13 protein-coding genes are annotated in these 18,294 nt (G+C 64.2%); 2 read left to right on the top strand and 11 right to left on the bottom strand.

Annotation, left to right across the window (positions count from 1 at the left end; all coding sequences use genetic code 11):
* Positions 1 to 27: 27 nt before the first annotated feature.
* The 11 genes from HU762_RS04800 to tagH all read right to left on the bottom strand — a co-directional run bounded on the left by HU762_RS04800 (position 28) and on the right by tagH (position 16,268).
* Positions 28 to 1,770, bottom strand: a complete 1,743-nt coding sequence (locus tag HU762_RS04800) for an SUMF1/EgtB/PvdO family nonheme iron enzyme (RefSeq protein WP_186634424.1) — start codon at positions 1,768 to 1,770, stop codon at positions 28 to 30.
* Positions 1,748 to 2,944 carry an ABC transporter permease gene (locus HU762_RS04795; RefSeq protein ID WP_186633638.1) on the bottom strand — a complete coding sequence of 399 codons (1,197 nt, stop codon included), beginning with the start codon at positions 2,942 to 2,944 and terminating at the stop codon, positions 1,748 to 1,750. Before HU762_RS04795 ends, HU762_RS04800 begins: the two co-directional genes overlap by 23 nt.
* Positions 2,944 to 3,660 (bottom strand): ABC transporter ATP-binding protein, encoded by a 717-nt coding sequence (locus tag HU762_RS04790; RefSeq protein ID WP_186634427.1) that lies wholly within the window; start codon positions 3,658 to 3,660, stop codon positions 2,944 to 2,946. The genes HU762_RS04795 and HU762_RS04790 overlap by 1 nt, the downstream gene beginning before the upstream one ends.
* The gene (locus tag HU762_RS04785) at positions 3,660 to 6,743 is read right to left on the bottom strand and encodes a serine/threonine-protein kinase (RefSeq protein ID WP_186633635.1); all 3,084 of its coding nucleotides are present in this window, start codon (positions 6,741 to 6,743) and stop codon (positions 3,660 to 3,662) included. Before HU762_RS04785 ends, HU762_RS04790 begins: the two co-directional genes overlap by 1 nt.
* Positions 6,740 to 7,471, bottom strand: coding sequence for a protein phosphatase 2C domain-containing protein (locus HU762_RS04780; protein ID WP_186633632.1), 732 nt, complete (start codon positions 7,469 to 7,471; stop codon positions 6,740 to 6,742). Before HU762_RS04780 ends, HU762_RS04785 begins: the two co-directional genes overlap by 4 nt.
* A complete protein-coding gene (gene tagF / locus HU762_RS04775) occupies positions 7,472 to 8,125 on the bottom strand; it encodes a type VI secretion system-associated protein TagF (RefSeq protein WP_186633629.1) in 654 nt (217 codons plus the stop codon).
* Complete coding sequence (tssM, locus tag HU762_RS04770) at positions 8,122 to 11,622, bottom strand: type VI secretion system membrane subunit TssM (RefSeq protein ID WP_186633626.1); 3,501 nt, start codon at positions 11,620 to 11,622, stop codon at positions 8,122 to 8,124. The genes tagF and tssM overlap by 4 nt, the downstream gene beginning before the upstream one ends.
* Positions 11,619 to 12,929 carry a DotU family type VI secretion system protein gene (locus HU762_RS04765; protein ID WP_186633623.1) on the bottom strand — a complete coding sequence of 437 codons (1,311 nt, stop codon included), beginning with the start codon at positions 12,927 to 12,929 and terminating at the stop codon, positions 11,619 to 11,621. Before HU762_RS04765 ends, tssM begins: the two co-directional genes overlap by 4 nt.
* Positions 12,930 to 12,935: 6 nt before the next feature.
* Positions 12,936 to 14,270, bottom strand: coding sequence for a type VI secretion system baseplate subunit TssK (gene tssK, locus HU762_RS04760; RefSeq protein WP_186633621.1), 1,335 nt, complete (start codon positions 14,268 to 14,270; stop codon positions 12,936 to 12,938).
* 15 nt (positions 14,271 to 14,285) lie between these two features.
* Entirely contained in the window at positions 14,286 to 14,792 is a 507-nt protein-coding gene (tssJ, locus tag HU762_RS04755) for a type VI secretion system lipoprotein TssJ (protein ID WP_186633618.1), read from the bottom strand.
* A gap of 69 nt (positions 14,793 to 14,861) precedes the next feature.
* The gene (gene tagH, locus HU762_RS04750) at positions 14,862 to 16,268 is read right to left on the bottom strand and encodes a type VI secretion system-associated FHA domain protein TagH (RefSeq protein ID WP_186633615.1); all 1,407 of its coding nucleotides are present in this window, start codon (positions 16,266 to 16,268) and stop codon (positions 14,862 to 14,864) included.
* A 402-nt stretch (positions 16,269 to 16,670) separates the two neighbouring features.
* Here tagH and tssA point away from each other — a divergent pair, with 402 nt between their 5' ends.
* Positions 16,671 to 17,696, top strand: a complete 1,026-nt coding sequence (gene tssA / locus HU762_RS04745; protein WP_186633612.1) for a type VI secretion system protein TssA — start codon at positions 16,671 to 16,673, stop codon at positions 17,694 to 17,696.
* A gap of 80 nt (positions 17,697 to 17,776) precedes the next feature.
* Complete coding sequence (tssB, locus tag HU762_RS04740; RefSeq protein WP_186633609.1) at positions 17,777 to 18,292, top strand: type VI secretion system contractile sheath small subunit; 516 nt, start codon at positions 17,777 to 17,779, stop codon at positions 18,290 to 18,292.
* The last annotated feature ends 2 nt before the right edge of the window (positions 18,293 to 18,294 follow it).

The raw sequence follows: 18,294 nt of genomic DNA, 5'->3' as shown, positions 1-18,294 counted from the left end.
CCTTCCAAGCTCGCTGACAACGAACACTCAAGACCGCTGAGCGCTCGATGCGAGCAATTCCTTCAATATCGCCGCCGGGTCGGCTCGTTTTTGCTGACGATAATCCCCGACATGACGAACGAATAACGTTGCACGCGCCACCAGGCTCTTGCCCAGTACCGGTTTGCGCTCCAATTCTTCCTTGATGCGCTGGAACTGCGCCTGGATCACGGCATCGGTGTAGCGCGTGCCGGTTGCCAGGTTGTCGATGTAGATCGCCACCGCGCCATCCAGCGCGCTACGGCCGTTGTCGATGGCCGTGGCAAACAGTTGGGCGCTGGCCTCATCCTTGGCGTCCAAGGCGATCTGCCGACTGTTCTGCAAATTGGTCAGGCGAATGTTGTAGTTGTTGATCGTCTCGGCCACCAGGGCCGAAGACTGGATCAGGTTGCCCGCCGCTTCCTCGCGCTGCTGGGCGATAAGCGAGACGTTGCGCTTGAGTTCTTCGTTGACCAGCCCGAGTTCGGCTTGCAAGCGCGGATCGGCGCTGGCGGCAATGATGCTGTCCAGGCGCTTGGTCGGGTCGTCGGCGTCGTCGATGGCGTCGGTCAGTGAGGCGAGCCGCCCCTCTTTCTGCCATTGGGCAAACAGTTCCTTGTAGCGCGAGCGCGGTGCGGACAAGGCACCGACGGCCACGCGGAACCCGGTGGTTTCGTTGCTTTGCTCGGTGCCATCGGCGGCGAACAACGGGTACTCGCGGCGCATGCCGGTAAACAGCGTGCCCTCGCCTTCCAGGTAATTGCCGCCCTTGACCACGAAGCCGCCATAGGCGCCCTGGCGGCGACCGGCGTGCACCAATTGAAAGGATTCCTGGACCATCTCGGCTGCGTTACCCACCACGTCGAACAAACCAATCGGGTTCGACAATTTGGTGCCGATGGGCATCAGCCGCGCTGCCTGGCCGGTGCCGCCGGCGACTTGGTTGAACACCGCCCAATCGGCCAGCGGTCCGTCGCTTTCACTGCCTTCCAGGCGCCGGGGGAACAGGCGTCCTTCCAGGTCCTGGCGGCTGACGGCGTGGCCGCCACGGGCGGCGAACTCCCATTCCACTTCGGTAGGCAGGCGCACGAAGCCCAACCCGCCGTCTTCCGCGGAGCTGCCGCGCCCGCTCACTGGCAGCAAGTCCTTGTGGTATTTCATCAGCCAGGCGCTGTACACCGCCGAGAAACGCTCGGCCTCGAACTTCGACAGTTTCACCTTGGGCAACCGCCCGGCCATGCCTTGGGGCAGCTCGGCCAGCAGCGCCTCGCAGGCCGGCGCGGGCTCACCGCTGGCCAGCGATTGCGCCTGGGCCATGACCTGGGCGTACTGGCGGGCGGTGACTTCGTATTTGCCGATGAAGTACAGCATCGGCTTGAGCGGCGTCTTGGCGTCGGTCTTGGGCATCAACGGCGTGATGGTCTTGTTCCAATCCTTCGGCAAGTCCTTGAGGGTGAACTGGCCGTTGATGAAATCGCGCCGGTAGCCGGAAATGAACGACTGCTGATAACCCGCCTCGCCTTCGCTGAACGGGTAGCCGAGGCTGATCTCGCGGTCGTCCAGGGTGCCCTGGGCGAGGATGTAGACGTAGCGGAACACCATCTGCCCTTCGCACGGCAGCGGCAGGCTGACGTCGTCGGGCAATGGCTTGGGGTTGTCCAGCTTGTCCGTGGCCTCATCAGCCCATGTCAGGCTGGCCAGGCTCAGCGCCACGGCGGCGCCCAATAACTTATACATCGCGAATTCCTTCAGACGCCTGGATGCGCGCCACCCGCCAGCCACCGCAGGCCGCCGCGACGGCGCTGATGCCGAGCACGGCCACCAGGGCCAAGGTGTAGTGACGCACCAGCAGATGGCTGGCGTATTCGCCGGGCATCTGCGCAAATAAATGATTCAGGCCCGACTGTGCCAGGCCATACAGGCCGGCACTCAGCAGGGCGGCAAACGTGGCGCTGTAGAGCGCCTGCAACACCACGAACAACAACAGCGCCGCCGTGGACACACCCAACAGGCGCAACACCGACAACTCCCGGCGCTTGCGTTCGACTGCTGCGAGGGCACCGGCAAAAATCGCCGCGAACGCGCCAGCCAAGGCCAACCCGGCGATGATCCAAAATACGATCGACAGATTGCGGCTCAACGATTGCACTTGTGCGATGGTCTGGGCCTGGGTCGATACCAGCAGGTTCTGCCCAACAAAATACTGGCGCAGCGGCTCGACATCGCCAAGGCTGCGGGCATACAAGCGAAACGCCGGATAGACCCGCTGCCCGGCCTCTCCCACCGCGTCGCCCGGCCAGCCGAACGCGGGCACGGCGCGACCGTCGCGGTAATCCTCGGCAGCCTCCAGCAATGCCAGCGGGGCAAACAGGCCGTCCCGGGCGAAGGCTTCCAGTGGCAGCACATGCAGCACTTGCACGCGGGTACGCTGCGCCTCGCTGCGGCCGGCCACTTGCCGACCGAAGCTGGCCTGCAACCAATCGCCGGCCTTGGCCCCGAGTTTTTCCGCGGCGGTCTGGCTGAGCACCACTTGTTCCAAGCCTTGAGGCACCGGCCGTTGATCGAACAGAGGATCACCCGCCGCCGTTGGAATCATCTCGACCGTGACGACCGTCGCCTCGGTGGACAAATCTGCCGTGGCCGCGATCTGCCGGGTGCGCGGCAAGGCGAAGGCGACGTCGCTGCGCTGCCCCAACTGCTCGACGAGTCCGGCGCTGAAACGACCGCCGCCCAACGGGATGATTTCCCGGGTGGCCGGATCGTTCTGCAAGCGTTCGGTCAAGCTACTGACCAGGCCGAACTTGAGGCCGAACAACACCAGCAACGGCGCCACCACGGCCACCAACGCCAGCACCGAACAGGCCGACAGCCAGGCGTCGTTGCGATAGTCCTGCCAGGCCAGGGAAGCCACCAGCGCGCCGCGCATCAGCAAGCCTCCCCGAGTGTGGCGGTGACGCCGCCGTCCGTGTCGCGACGGCAACTGATACGCCGCACCTGCAAACCGCTGGCGCGGGCCAGCGCCTCGTCGTGAGTGGCGACCACGCAGGCCACGCCGTGTTCGCGGGCCTGGCTCACCAGCAGTTGCATGACACGCTCGGCATTCAGCGGATCCAGCGCGGCGGTCGGCTCATCCGCCAGCAGCAGGCGCGGCCCGTGGGCCAAGGCACGGGCGCAGCTGACCCGCTGGCGCTGGCCGACGGAAAGGTCCGCCGGTTTCTTGTCCAGTTGATCGGCAATGTCCAATTGTCCGGCCAGGCGCTTCACGCTGCCGTCATCCTTCAAACCCAGCAGTTTGCGCGACAACTCGATGTTCCCGCGTACGTCCAGGAAGCCCAACAGGCCACCGGCCTGCAGAACATAACCCAGGTGACGACTGCGCAGCTCGGCCAAGGTGTCCTGTTGCGACGCACGCCACAATCTGGCGATGTCCAGCGGCGCGCTGGCGGGGGTGAAGTCGAACTGAGCGGCCTGATCCGGCGCCAGCACCAATGCCAGTAAATCGAGCAACGTGCTCTTGCCGCACCCGCTAGGGCCGACCACCGCCAGATGTTCACCGCCGCGCAATTGCAGCCGTGGAATCACCAGGCTGTAGCGCTGGCTGCCGGCGCCCCGGCTTTTGTGCACTGCGCTCAGGTTCAGCATCACGGCAGCGTCGACAACGGAACGCGGTACAAGGCATCGCCCGGCTCGGCATCGCCGAAGCGCACCCAGTTGGCGAGGTCATTGTGGAAGGTTTCGTAGAGGCGGATTTTCGATTCCAGCTCGTCGATAAAGTCTTCCTGCTCGGCCACGCTCAAGGACAGCCACAAGTCCTGGGTCATGCTCAGCGATTTGCTGCGGTACGGCAGCCCCTCCAAGTACTCGCCGAGAACTCCGCCGTTGGCGAGGTTGCCGCCCTTGCGCAAGGCCGATGGGTCGCGGCTCATATAGGCGCTGGCGCTGGCGATTTCCTGGAAGAAATCCTTGGGCGAACTCTGGGTCTTGCGGGCCGCATCGACGATCAGCTTCAGCGACTGCTGCAGGTCGTTGAGTTGCAGCTTGGTGAGCATCACGCAGACCTGGAACGCCGGCAGCGCCGGGTTGGTCAGGTCGCGGTCGGCGGTCCAGGCGCTGACCAGCTGCGGCGCCTGGCTGGCGGATTTGCGCCCGAGAAAATCCATGTGCATCGCGTAGCCGACCGCTGCCGATTTGTCGGCCAGGCTTGGCGCGGCGCTGAGTAACGGTACGCTCTGCGGCTTGTTGCTGCGCACTTGATGGACGAGGTCGGCGAACACCGAGCCGATCTCGTCGACGCGTTCGCCGAACTTGCGCACATCGGCGCCCGGCACCGGAATGTACAGGTCACCGATTTGCGGGTTGGCGTCGGCGGTCAGTGTGCGGTACTGGACCTGCGCGCCGGCATGGGTTTTCTTGCCGGCGTCGCTGAGCAGGTGCAGGGCGTAGATCTTGATCTGCTTGCCCAACGCCGCCTGGCGCACTTCGGCTTCGTTCATTTGCGTGGCGGCAAACGGGTCGTTCTTGCGCAGCGCACCGGCGTCGGTGACCAGCAGGATCAAACGGCCGCCGTAACCGGACCAGTCCATGCCCTCCACCGCTTCCATGACGCCGGCAAACGCATCTTCGTTGAACGAATGACTCGACACGGTGGAGGCCTTGACCTGCCGCGCCATTTCCAGGAAGCGTTGTGGGTCGCGACCCTGTTCCAGGGTGATCAAGGTTTTGGCGGTGTACTCCAGGCCCGGGGTTTTCTTGGTACTGCTGCGAAAACCCACCATGGCGAAGCTGACGCTGTCCAACTCGCCACGTTCGCCGATGCGGGTTTGCAGTTGATGCACCACGTCGCGGACCTGATCGATGTAGGGCTGCATCGACACGGTGGTGTCCACCACCAACACCACGGCGGTGCGGAACGCATCGGCATTGGCGGCGGTGATCGGCGTGTTGGTCGCGGCTTTTTGCGCACTGCCGGGGTCGATGGAGGCCACGTTCAGCAACTGCACCGGCTGGCCGTTATCGTCGAAGCTTTCGCGGGAATCGAAGATCGGCAACAGGTAGAACTGATTCTGCGGTACGGCGCTGGCGGCCGGCTCCAGGGCCAGCACTTGCTGATTGTCCTGGGGATTGTGCTGGGCTTTGAGCAGCGCATTCTTGGCGGCTGACGGGTTCGCCAGCAGCTTCTCCACTTCGCCGGGCTGGCGCAGGAACATCACCGGCGCACGGCCGGAGCGCTCGGTGAACTTGAGCACCAGGCTCTGCTTCCAATCGCTGACCTGGGCGGCGGGCAGCCAGCCGTCGCTGCGCCCGTCGGTGGCCGCGCCGACCCGCACCCACGCGCCGCCGTCGACGTCCTTGCGCTGGTAGACGTACAGCACCGAAAACGCCGGCAATGCCTTGCCCGGCGCGGCGCCCGGTTCGGCGGCCAGCTTGGCCCCCGGTTTGCTGAGCACGCGCTGGAACAGGGTTTTCTTGCCGGCCATCAACAGCGGGCGCTGGCCACCGTCGGCCTCGGGCGCCACGGGCGGCGTCACCGGTGGCGCCACGGGAGGTTTGGCCGGCGGCGCTTCAGGTGTTTTTTCGGCTGTCTTGTAGACGGGAGGCGTTGAAACCACGGGCGGCTTCGTCGCTTTTGCGTCATCACCCGACAACCACCAATAACCCGCGCCACCCAACGCCAGGGCTACCGCCACCGCAACGGCAGCGAGGGCGAACACCGGGCCTTTGCGTTGCTCCGAGACCGTGGAGTGCGGCGTCGGTTTGATCGGCGGCGGGACAGGCTTGGGTTGTGGCTGTGATTGCGGTTGCGCCGGGCCGCTGGGAATGTCGATGGACATCGGCGTCAGGCCCGCCAAGTCGTCCACGGCAGGCGGCGTGGCCGGCAGTTCAAACGACAACGGCCGGATCAGCGTCGCTTGCACCGATGCCTCAGGCAGGTTATCCAACGCCCGCAACAACGCCGTCGCATCCGGGAAGCGCTCCGCCGGGTCCTTCGCCAGCAACTTGCGCAACACGTCCTGATAGCGACCGTGGTGCACCGGCAATTCCGGCAAGGGCTCGGTCAGGTGCGCCAGGGCCGTGGAGAGTGCGTCGTTGCCAGTGTACGGCAGTTTGCCGACGAGGATTTCGTAGAGCACCACGCCCAGGGCATACAGGTCGGCGCGGCCATCGATATCCTGCCCGCGCGCCTGTTCCGGGCTCATGTAGCTGGGCGTGCCGACGGCAAAGCCGGCCTGGGTGAATTGGGTGCGGTCATCCAGGGACTTGGCGATGCCGAAGTCCGAGAGCACCGCCGTGCCGTCGGCGCGGAAGAGGATGTTGGCCGGCTTGACGTCCCGGTGCACCAGCCCCAAACCGTGGGCATAACCCAGGGCCGAGGCGATCTGGCGGATGTAGGTCAGGCCCTGCTCCGGCGTCAGGCCCGCGGCGATGCGTTCCTTGAGCGTGCCGTTGGGCAGGTATTCCATCGCCATGTAGTACAGCTCACCGACATTGCCGATGTCATGGATGGTGACGGTGTGCGGATGCGACAAACGCGCCAGGGTCTTGCCCTCGCGCAAAAAACGCTCGCAGAAGGTCGGGTCGGCGGCCAGGGCGGCGGCCATGACTTTCAACGCCACCTTGCGCTCCAGCGAACGCTGGGTCGCCAGGTACACGCTGGCCATCGCGCCTTCGCCGATCGGCCCTTCAATGTCGTAGCCGGGGATGACAATGTTCAGGGTCAAGCTCATGACGGCACCTTCACAACGACCACGGTGATGTTGTCCGGCGCACCGCGCATCAAGCCCAGGGACACCAGGCTGCTGGCAATTTCGCCGGGCTCGTCGTGGCTCAGCACTTCGCGGATTTCTTCGTCTTCGACGGTCTTGGTCAAGCCGTCGCTGCACAACAGGTAGCTGTCGCCAGGTACCAGCAGCAACTCGGTCATCGCCAGGTTCAGTTGCCCCTCGACGCCAATGGCGCGGGTGACGATGTTGGCCCGTGGATGCACCCGCGCCTCGGCTTCGCTGAGCAGGCCGCTGTCCTGCAAATCCTGGACGTAGCTGTGGTCCCGGGAAATGCCGTCGAGCACGCCGTTGCGCAGGCGATACAAGCGGCTGTCACCGGCCCACAGGCACATGCCGCGCAAGTCGCGGGTGGCCAGCACCACCACGGTGCTGCCCATCATGGTCACGCCACGGTTGGCGGTTTCTTCACGCACGGCGGCGTTGACCCGCAGCAGGTCGCTTTGCAGCGCCGCGACGTATTCGTCCAAAGAACGACCCACGGCAATGCCGCGCAGGCTGTCGACGATCAGGCTGCTGACGTAGTCGCCCGCCGCGTGCCCGCCCATGCCGTCGGCGACCACCCACAGGCCGTTTTCCGGCAGGTCCAGGCAGGCATCTTCGTTGACCTGGCGGACCATGCCGACATGGCTCTTGCTTGCCGACTTGAAGGTTTTTCCAGCACTTGGACGCATCTACACAACACCTTCTTGGCCGAGCAAAAATTGCGCAAAATCGGCGGCGGCTGGCAATCCCTGGCACCGCATCAAACCGGGCGCGATGCGCTCCGAACCCTGGCCCCACCACAGGCTGACGCCTTCACAGGCCGACTCGGCCAGGGCGCTCATCCGTCGTTGCGGGTCAGTGGCATCGAAACGATGCAGGCTGGCGAAGCGGCTGCTTGGCGTGCGCGGCAGGCATATCGGGCTGCCGAGGGTTTCCAGCTGTTCGTTGAACGCCTCGAAACTGGCCTCCACGCTCAACGTGCTCAGCAGCAAATTCTCGACCCGCTCGAACCAATCGTCCGCACCACCGACCACCGAGGCCGGGTCCGCCTCCGGGTCGAGCAACACCGCGACGGACAGCGGAAAATAGCGCCCGACCCGGTCGATGCTCGGCATCACCACACCCACGGCGGCGTCCGGTCCGCACACGCCGGGCGCGACCATGAAGCGCCACAGCGGACTGACCAGGTAGGCATCCAGCCAGCGCTCGCCGAGGCTGGTCTGGCTGGCGAGCAAACCCGCCGCCAGCCACGAATCCCACGGGGCGATAAAGCTCTGCGGCAAGCCACGGCTGACGAAATCCCCGCGGCTGGCCAACTTTCCATAGAAACCCGGTGTACTCATAGACGCTCCGGCAGGCTGAAGCCACTGAGCACCCGGCTCTTGAACGGGTTGAAGGCGCTGTTGGCCCGCAGCTCATAAGAAGCACTGGCGCCATCGACCCGCAGCCGCAGGTTGAAGCGGTCCGGAGAATTGCCGGCAGTCAGGTCCGATTGCTCCAGCAGGCGGAACCAGGCCCATGGCCCGTCCAGGGTGATACCGGAACGACCGCTGGACGACGGCGGCATGATCGAGATCCGCACCACGCCGATGCTGCCGGGGTTCGGCCACTGCATGGCGGTCGGCCGGCTCGGGCCGTGGTCATAGCTCAACTGCTGGCCGTCGAGGTCGAGCAGGAACTGGGTGATGGTCGAGTCCATCGCCACCGGCTTGAGTTCGAAACGCACCATCGGCTGGGTGCCACCGGAACGGAAGAACGCATCGCGAATGGTCGCCGCGCGCTGGAACGTTTGCAGCACGCCTGGAGAAATACCGAGCTTCTGCGCCGCGCCCGGCTGCCAGCGCCAGGTCTGGGTCGAGGTGTCGACGTAGGGTTGCAGGTATTTGCGGAAGTAGTTGTCCATCACCCCGCCAACGCCGAAGAACTGGCCGAAGTCATCCAGCGTCGCGTCCCGCGCGCTGCCTGGCGACATCGGATAGCGTCCGGCCAGGGACTGGCGATAGATGTTCACCACTTCGCTGGTCCACGCCGCATTCAGTTGATTGCGCACCCCACCCATCATGGTGTTGGTGGTGGAGTTGACCACCGACTTGACCAACCCTTGCACCAGCGGCGGCTGGCGTTCGGCGTTGAGGCTGACGCGGGTAGCGGCGGCCGATGCCTGGTTCTTGGCTTCACCGAGCAAGGCGTCGCCGCTGGCGCCGACCATGGCACTGACCTGCACGTACAGGGCGTTCATGTCCGCCAGCAAGCCGTCGATGGCCGCCGGTTCGCCTTCGCTTTTGCTGACGATGCTGTTGAGCTCGGCAAAATGCGCGGTGATCGGGTCATCGCTGGTCGTCGGCGCGTTTGGCGTGGCCTGCTCCTGGCCGAGCAAGCTGCCCAGGCGTTCCTTGAGCTTGTCCACACCGTCGCCCGCCGGCACGCCTTGGGCGGCCAGCAAGCGTTCGTCCTGTTGCAGATCGGTTTCCTTCGCCACCGCCACCAACAGTTTTTTCAACGGCGAGGTCGGGCCGGAAAGCACCCGCAGCACATCGGCGGCCTGGGCCACGCTGGTGATCGGCACGAAGTCGATGTCGGCCAGCAAGGCGTCCCATTGGCGCTGGTAGTCCTGGAAATACAGGCGACGCACGTCGGCGGCCAGGCTGGCGACGTTTTGTTGATCAGCCTCTTCATGACCCAACACCCATTGCTCTTCGGCGAGGGTGCCGGTCTGGCTCAGGCTGCTGAGCAAGAAGCCCTGGCGGTAGCCCTTGACGGTGAAGAACCCGCTCAACGGCTCGCCCAGCGGCTTGCCGCTCTTGCGGCTGAACACCAGCGCCGCATCGCGCCCGGCGGCTTCGTTGATGCGGAAGTCCGGGATGCCTTCAGGCAGCTTCTGGCGCTTGATGCGGTCGTAGACGCGCTGCGCCACCGGCAGTTGTTGCAACTGGCGGCGCAAGTCTTCGATCAGGCGTGGGTCCAGGCGCGCGGTCGGCGGACGCCGTTCGAACAGCGCCTGCAAATGCCCGCTCAGGGCCTGGCGCTGCTCGGCGGGCAAATCCCGCGGCAGGCTGCGATCCCAATCCAGGGCGATCCAGGCCTTGATGAAGTCGGCGTCGTAATGCTCGTTGTCGGCAAGCATCAGGTAGGCCTTCAGCCCTTCGTAGAGGAAGTCCGAATTGCCGCCGCTGTGCAACTGCTCTTCGATACGTGTCAGCAGCCGTGGCGCGAACACCGCAATCAACAGCTTGCGATAGACGCTGCCGGACTCGGCTTCGAGCATGTCGCCCTGATACAAACCCAGGCCTTCGGCCCAGTCCGGAGCGTCGTCGGCCAGGTGCTTCACGGCGTTGAGCAGCGGCAATACTGCAAGCACATCGCGCTGTGCCGGGCTGAGGTTCTGCACGGTCTGGCCCAGTGGCGCGACCTTTTGGTCGACCTGGGCAATGTAGGCCTGATTGGCGCGATAGCTGACCCACCACAAGGTGCTGACCACCAGCACCAGCACGACGGTGGAGGCCAGCACACCGCGGGCGATCCATTTGCGCCGACGCTCGACTTTCGGGTCGACGCCTACCAACCCGCGCTCGGCGAAGGCCACGGCGGTGAAGAGCTTCTCGATGAAATAACTGCGACCGGTGCCGGTCTGGCGCGCCAGGTGCTGGCGGTCCAGGTTCATGCTCTGGGCCATGGAGCCGATCAGGCGATCGATCGGGCTGCCCTCCTGGGTACCGCTGGTGAAATACACACCGCGCAGCAACACGCGCTCTTCAAAGGCGTTGGGCTTGAATACGCCGTCGAGGAAGCTTTGCAGGCAATCCTTCAGCGCGCCGAACTGCTGCGGGAAACCGTAGATCAAGTCGCGCCGCGCCGGGTCGCGCTCTTGTTGCAGGCGTTCGACCAAGCGGTCGTTGAGGCGCTGCTCCAGCAGGGTGAACTCACTTTGCAGATGCGCCAGTGGGCTGTCGTTGCTCTTGCCGTCATCCAGGGCGAAGGTCATGCCCCAGACCTGGGCGCGCTCCTCCTTGCTCAGGTTGTCGAAGTACTCCATGAAGCCGGGCACCAGGTCGAGCTTGGTGAGCATCAGGTACACCGGGAAACGCACGCCCAATTGGCTGTACAACTCCTGGATGCGCAAGCGGATCGCCGCAGCGTGGGCGGCGCGCTCGGCGTCGCTGCCGAGCAACAGGTCCGACAGGCTGATGGCGATGAACGCGCCATCGATCGGGCGTCGGGCCCGTTGTTTTTTCAGCAGGCCGAGGAAGCCCAGCCACGCGGCCTTATCGACCGTCGCGTCGCTGTCCTGGGTGGTGTAGCGGCCGGCGGTGTCGAGCAAAACCGCCTGGTCGGTGAACCACCAATCGCAATTACGCGTGCCGCCCACGCCACGCACCGAACCGGCACCCAGTTGCGCGGCCAGCGGGAAATGCAGCCCGGAATTGACCAGCGCGGTGGTCTTGCCCGAACCCGGCGGACCGATGATCACGTACCACGGCAACTCATAAAGGTTGCGACGCTCGTCGCCGCCCAGCTTGGCTTTCTTGAGCAAGGCCAAGGCTTCGTCCATGCGCTGGCGCAGGGTTTCGAGTTCTTCGGCGGTGGCGACGCTGGTCGGGTCCGGAGGGGTTTGCTCGGCCAGGCTGCGCATGACTTCGGCGGCCTGCCGACGGGCCTGGATGATGCGGAACACGCGGTAGGCAATCCATACCGCGAACACCAGGATGATCAGCGCCCAGCGGCGGCCTTCGGGAACCAGCCAATCGAGCAGCGGGCCGACGAACCAGATGATCAGGCTCAGGGCGATCAGGCCCAGCAACGGGATGACCCAGCGGATCATAAAACTGAAAAACGCCTTCACTCGACCCCCTCCGCCAACACTGTGATTTCAACCCGACGATTACGCGCACGCCCTTCGGTCGTGGCATTGGAAGCCAACGGCTCGGTGTCGCTGCGACCCTCGGCGCTGAAGCGCTCGGGTTGGCCGGTCTTGGCCGAAAGAATGTCCAGCACCGACCTGGCCCGCGCTTCGGACAAGGCCCAGTTGGACGGGAACCGGAGCGTGGCGATAGGACGATTGTCGCTGTGGCCGGTGACCAGGACCTGGCCCTTGACCTTGCGCACCGCGTCAGCGATTCGCAGCATCAACGGCTGGAAATCATCCTTGATGCTGGCGCTGCCCGAGGCGAACAGTTCATCGCCACGGATCGTCACCACGGAACGGTCCACCGCGTCTTCCACGGCAATCCGCCCTGCCCTGATTTCATCGGCGAGGAAACCGGCCAGGCGTGGACGCTCGATCACCTTCGGCTGCACCACTGGACGGTCGATGGTCTGCACCGGGATCTCGCCCAGGAAATGAATGTTCTTGAACACCGGTTCGGCGTCAGAGGCCAGCTTCATGCGCAGGCCGAACAGCAGCGCCAGCAGCAGGGCCACGCCGATGGCCACGGCAATCCACGGCGGCATGAACTGCGCCAGGCGATCACGAGCCACGGTGACGCCACGCCAATGCGGCGACAGCTCGCGCTCGTGGTCGCCACGCGCGCTGCGAATGACGCCAGCGGTGCGCTCACGCAATGCTTCGAGTTGGCTGCGGCCGTCGTTCATCACCCGATAACGGCCTTCGAATCCGAGGCACATGCACAGGTACAGAAGCTCCAGCAGGTACAAGCGCTCGCGAGGGCTTTGCAGGCAATGCTCCAGCAGCTGGAAGACTTTTTCGCCGCCCCAGGCTTCGTTGTGCACGGTGATCAACAAGCTCTGCTTGCCCCAGTCGCTGGCACCGCCCCACGGCGTGCTCAGCACGGCTTCGTCCAGCGCGGTGCACAAGGCGTAGCGGGCCAGCAACACCTCGTTGCGCACCACGCCGGCGGCCTCGGCGCGCTCTTCGAACTGGCGAAGGTAGGCGAGCAGCTGCGCACGCAAACTGGCCGGCGCCGGGTGGGCGATGGTGCTGCGCAGGCGCGTCAACAGCGCCAGCAGCGGGCCGGCGGCGCTTTCCAGCGGGTTGAGGCCCTGGGCCTTGCCGGTCAGGACGGGCGCGGCCGGCATCGACAGCGGCGCCGGCGAGGGTGCCGGTTGCCCCCGTCCCGGGTCCGGGCGGAAAGGGTCCGCGCCACGGCCACCGGGTGTCGGCATGAACTGGGTACGATCGTCGTTGCTCATCGCGGTTTATCCTCGGATCGCCCAGAAAGCCAGGTTCAGCCCCGGGAACTGGCCGGCGATGTGGAACGCGAAGCCGCCGGAGTTGCTCAATTGCTGCCAGTGATCGCTGCCCCGGTCGAGTTCGTAGTAGGTGGAACCGGCGTGGTACGGCAACTGCCGTGGCGCTACCGGCAACGGCAGCAGGCCGATGCCCGGCAGTTGCAGGTTGACCAGGTCGCGGATGTGTTCCACCGAACCCACCTTGCTCTGCTGGCCGAAGCGGCCGCGCAGGGTTTCGGCCGGCACGTCGGCGCGCACCACCAGGATGAAGCTGGCGCTGTCGAGCAAGGTCTTGTCGGCCAGCATCGCCACGTGGATGCCGTAGGCTTTCTCGACAATCGGGATCGGCGTGGCCCTGCTGTCGATCAGCATCGACAGGGCCTCGCGCAGGGCCTGCATCACCGGCGCGTAGCTCAGCGCCAGGTCGTCGTGTTGGTATTGCGGGTATTGCTGCGGTCGTCGCCCGGACGCGGTAAAGGTCGAGAACTCCCCGGCCAGGCTCACCAGTTCACTGTAGAAACGCTCAGGGTGCAGCGGCGTCACTTGGCTGAGGTGTTGAATCAACGGCTGGGCACGGTTGACCAGCTGCAACAGCATGAAATCGGCGATCTCCGAGGCACCGCCGGCGCCGGAAGCCACCACGCGCCCGGCCAGGGCTTCACCGCGCTGGTGCAGCAGGCCCAGCAGTTCACTGCGAAACGCCGTCAGCGGCTTGGAGGCCGCCACATCGAGCAGCGGTGGGATGTAAGTGTCATCGAGCACCAAGGCGCGATCGGCGCGTTTTTCCTTGATGCGCACCACGCCAATCGCGGCGTAATCGCCGAGGCCATCCTGGGCCGTCAACAAGCGCAGCGCCCGTGAACCCACGGCCACCGGCGCACGGTTTTCGAACGGTGCGTTGTCGTCGCGCACTTCGCAGACCTGGCTCACGTAGCGCGCGGCACCGAGGGTTTCACCTTCATCGACGGTGTCGCGGGCACCGGCACGCTTGAGCGGCAGGGCCAGGTACACCACGCCGTCGCGCAGGCTGTCGTCGACATTCAGCGGCGTCGGCGCGAGGTCATCCTGGGGAATGTTGAACGGGGTGCCATCCGGTAACAGGCCGCGTGCCGAAATGATCGCCAGCTTGCCCTGGGCCAACAGGCCCTGGTCGATCAGCAATTCGGAAAAACCCCAGGCACCGGCCGACAATGGACGGCTGCGAGCGTCGATAAGGTTTTCCAGGTAACGGTCATGCTGCTGGAAGTGCTGCGTTCCAATGAACATGCCTTCCGACCAGACCACGCGATTGTTCCAGGACATGGGGGCTCCGATTGCTTATTGGGCAGGGCTGGATGGGGGGACGACAACGGCGCTGCGTACGGCGCGCACGTCGAGGCTGATCTGGTATTCGGTGTATTGGCGCGCCGGGACATTCATCACCGTGCGCCACAGCGACTGGTCCAGCTCGCGATAGCCCACCAGTATTCCAATGTGACGGGTGGCCGGGTCGAGGTCGCGTTGCAGGCTCAACTGTTGGTTGGGCTGGATCAGTACTTCGTCCTGGTCGATCAGGTCGGTGCCCAGCGTTGCCTGGGCCCGTTCGGCCAAGGCGAAATAATCGGCACGGCCGAAGGTCGCGGCATTCTTGAGCTCGAAGATACGCACCCGGACCGGTGCCGGCTGGCCAGTGGCGCCGGGGTTGAGGCCGGAGATGGCGTGAAAGTGCAGCTCGACCGCCGCGGTATCGGCCTGGGCCTCTTCGGGCTCGGGTGCGGCCGCATCCTTGGCGCACGCCGTCAGCAGCAGCGCTGTGGCGACGACGAGTAAAAACCTGGGAATCATCCTGCGTCCTCAATGACGTTTGAGCTATCCGTTGTGTGCGTTATGAAAAGTGTCTTGGCCCGGCGACGCTCAAGGGCGTCGCTGTCGTGTGCTGTGTTCTTCGTAGGCACGGCTGAATTCACGACCGAACAGGTCCTGGAAATCTTCCTGGGCCTCGCGGGAGATGTTGCTGTAGAGCTCAGTGAATTGCTGCCAGTACTGGGCCTGTCGCGAACCGCTGAAAATACCCGACAGTCCGCCGGGCTTGCCCATGCGCGCCTCCAACTGCGCCGGCTCGAAACGCGCCAGCAGGTGTTTGATCGCCGCTTCCACGCCGGCCATCACCGCCAGTTGGTGGGCACGCAAATCATCGAAACTGTCGCGTACCGCCACGTCCGGGGCCATGAACGCCTGGTTGCCGTGGCGCAACAGCAACAGCAGCGCCTCGTCGACATTGGGAGCGAACTTCAACGGGTTGTTTTCCACCGGCTGGATCATCGTCTGCTGGATGCGGAACTCGCCCTTGAGGCTGCTACGGGCGCGCAGTACATCGATCAGTCCCTCGACCATCAGCCGATAGCTACGCCCGATGCTCTCCATCTGCGCTTCGGCCTGGGCCTTGTCCAATCGCAACTGATCCAGTCCGGCGCCACGCAGGAAGGCTTGCAGCAAGTCCGGCTGGGGAGCATCAATGGGAGTAATCGGCGCTTCGCGCACAGGCGCAGGCTCGACTGGCGAGCTGGCTTCAGCCAGTGGAGCTGGCGGCACGGCAACGGGCTCAACCACCGGCTGCGGCGCGACGGCGATGGGCGCCACCGGCATCGGTGCGGGCTTGTCGCTGAACAGGTCCCAGTCATCCGGGATCACTGGAGCAGACGTCATTGCCACGGGCTCAACCACTGGCGGCGGGCTTGGGCGGGGAACTGGTGTAGGCGGACGAAAATCATGCTGCTCGGCCGGCACATGGTCAGGCTGAGGGGCTGGGGGGACGCTGGTCGGGGCAAGGAAGTCGAACAAATCAGGCAGCGTGTCCATGGCCGACACGCCTTGGAATTGCGCGGGCACGGACACGGGCATCGGCGACGGCGAGTTCACTGGAGCATTCTGGCGTCCCATCAAGGCTTCGAAACTGCTGGGCGCTTCGGCAAACGGATTGCTGTCGGTCACCGGCAGGTTGAAGTCCACCCGCGCCTGAATCTCATAGTCGCCAATGCGGATTATTTCGCCATCCTGCAGCGGCTCGCTGTTTCCTTTGCGCAGGCGAATACCGGCCTTGACCAATTCCACACCGTTAGTACTGTTATCGGTCAGGTAATAACGTCCGTCCTTGTATTGGATAACGCAATGTTTACCCGAGACCAAACGCTCCGGATCCGGCAATACCCAGTCATTATCGGAACTACGGCCAATTGCCATCATTCCCTGGTCCAGCGTCTTTTCAGAACACTGGCCGGGGGTAATCTTGTGATAACTAGTGATAGTCAAACACAGCGGCATTTCGCCTCCTTGCTGAATACTTCTTGTCGGCGGCGATACATCGGGCCTAAGCCACGAACGCGCCAACAAACCTTGCCAACCACCGCGAAACGGCTTTTTGCCAGCATGATTGCTGATCTTAACCGGCTTGCGTGACAAAAAACCTGCATCAGTACCTACTCAGACCTGCGAGTCGCGCGGGTTGTTAAGCACCTCACAACTGTCACATCGGCGAAATAGCTTACCTTGACAACGGATAAGTACTACACCAAAAATGCACAACTTCTTGAATATACATGATGGCACTATAAGATCATTGCGCATTTATAGCGCCATTACCGTCAAGGAACATGTGAAGTTTCATCCGAAACTTTCGTGTGCACTGCCCGACTTCTTCAGCGGGTGATAGGGAGATCGATCCAAGTGGATGTGCCTTTGTTGCTCGCCGCCGTTTCCGCGAATTCGCCTTGCGGTGAAGACTTGGAATATGACGCGGATTTCTTGCGCCTGGAACGCGATTCCCGAGGCCAGCCCGAGCGCAGCATGGGCGACTCGATCCTGCCGGCCGAACCCCCTGAATGGCGCAGCATCCAGCAGCAAAGCCTGGACCTGCTGCAACGCAGCAAAGACCTGCGCATCACCCATTTCCTGTTGCAAAGCTCCCTGGCCCTGGAAGGCATTCCCGGCCTTGCCCGCGTATTGACGTTGATCAGCGAATTGCTCAAGCAATACTGGGCCGACCTGCATCCACGCCTGGATGCTGATGACGACAACGATCCTACCGTGCGCATCAATGCCCTCGCCGGCCTGACGTCGGACGTCACCATTCGCCTGCTGCGCGAAAGCATCCTGGCCCGCTCCCGGACCTTTGGTGCCGTCAGCCTGCGCGCCGCCGCCAACGCCAGCGGCCTGCAAAGTTTTGCCGATGAAAGCCTTGGTGCCGAGCAGCTCGCCGGCGCCCTGCTCGACAGCGATCCCGAGCAGTTGGAAGTCATCCGCGCCGCCCTGCTGGAAGCCCGCAGCGCCGCCGAAGCCATTGAACAGCAGGTCAGCGACCAGGTCGGTTCCGCCCAAGGCGTGGACCTCGGCCCGTTGAAACAGCCGCTGAAAATGGCCTTGCAGATTCTCGGTCAGTTCGCCCCGCAGAGCGGCGACGGCGCTTTGGCTGATCCTGTCGAACCAGACAGCGCCGCGCCGGTTGAATACGCCAGCGCCCCCAGCGCGCCGCGCAGTACCGTCCCGGGAGAAATCAACAACCGCGACGACGTCTTGCGCAGCCTGGATCGGATCCTCGCGTACTACACCCGTCATGAGCCCTCCAGCCCGCTGCCGGTGCTGTTGAATCGGGCCAAGAATCTGGTGCACGCCGACTTCGCGGCCATCGTGCGCAACCTGATTCCCGACGGCATGAGTCAATTTGAAAACCTGCGCGGCCCAGATAGCGAATAAAAGCCAGCGGATCACGCAGTCACGTCATAGGTACCCCCGATGACGCCAACACCGTCGCTCAAGCGACCAGGAGCAGCAACGTGGCGAAGCAAAGTTCTCAGAAATTCATCGCGCGCAACCGCGCGCCTCGAGTGCAGATCGAGTACGACGTCGAGCTCTACGGCGCCGAGAAGAAGGTCCAGTTGCCCTTCGTCATGGGGGTGATGGCCGACCTCGCCGGCAAGCCTGCCGAGCCTCTGGCACCCGTGGCCGACCGCAAGTTCCTCGAGATCGACGTCGACAATTTCGACTCGCGCCTCAAGGCCATGCAACCTCGCGTGGCGTTCCACGTGCCGAACGAACTGACTGGCGAAGGCAACCTGAGCCTGGACCTGACCTTCGAAAGCATGGACGACTTCAGCCCTGCGGCCGTGGCTCGCAAGATCGATTCGCTGAACAAGCTGCTCGAAGCGCGCACCCAACTGGCCAACCTGCTGACCTACATGGACGGCAAGACCGGTGCCGAGGAAATCATCATGAAGGCGATCAAGGACCCAGCGCTGTTGCAAGCCCTGGCGAGCGCGCCGAAGCCCGCCGACGCTGAGCCCAAGGCTTAAGG

Source organism: Pseudomonas sp. SWRI92 (assembly GCF_014268685.1).
GTDB classification, from domain to species: Bacteria; Pseudomonadota; Gammaproteobacteria; order Pseudomonadales; family Pseudomonadaceae; genus Aquipseudomonas; species Aquipseudomonas marvdashtae.
The sequence above is the reverse complement of the archived record's forward strand: the minus strand, read 5'-3'. Positions and strand labels throughout refer to the sequence as shown.

Bases quoted from the DNA above. Each gene is read 5' to 3' on its own strand.
- HU762_RS04795 (WP_186633638.1), bottom strand. From the start codon at position 2,944: ATGCGCGGCGCGCTGGTGGCTTCCCTGGCCTGGCAGGACTATCGCAAC.
- HU762_RS04790 (WP_186634427.1), bottom strand. From the start codon at position 3,660: ATGCTGAACCTGAGCGCAGTGCACAAAAGCCGGGGCGCCGGCAGCCAG.
- HU762_RS04785 (WP_186633635.1), bottom strand. From the start codon at position 6,743: ATGAGCTTGACCCTGAACATTGTCATCCCCGGCTACGACATTGAAGGG.
- HU762_RS04780 (WP_186633632.1), bottom strand. From the start codon at position 7,471: ATGCGTCCAAGTGCTGGAAAAACCTTCAAGTCGGCAAGCAAGAGCCAT.
- tagF (WP_186633629.1), bottom strand. From the start codon at position 8,125: ATGAGTACACCGGGTTTCTATGGAAAGTTGGCCAGCCGCGGGGATTTC.
- HU762_RS04765 (WP_186633623.1), bottom strand. From the start codon at position 12,929: ATGAGCAACGACGATCGTACCCAGTTCATGCCGACACCCGGTGGCCGT.
- tssK (WP_186633621.1), bottom strand. From the start codon at position 14,270: ATGTCCTGGAACAATCGCGTGGTCTGGTCGGAAGGCATGTTCATTGGA.
- tssJ (WP_186633618.1), bottom strand. From the start codon at position 14,792: ATGATTCCCAGGTTTTTACTCGTCGTCGCCACAGCGCTGCTGCTGACG.
- tagH (WP_186633615.1), bottom strand. From the start codon at position 16,268: ATGCCGCTGTGTTTGACTATCACTAGTTATCACAAGATTACCCCCGGC.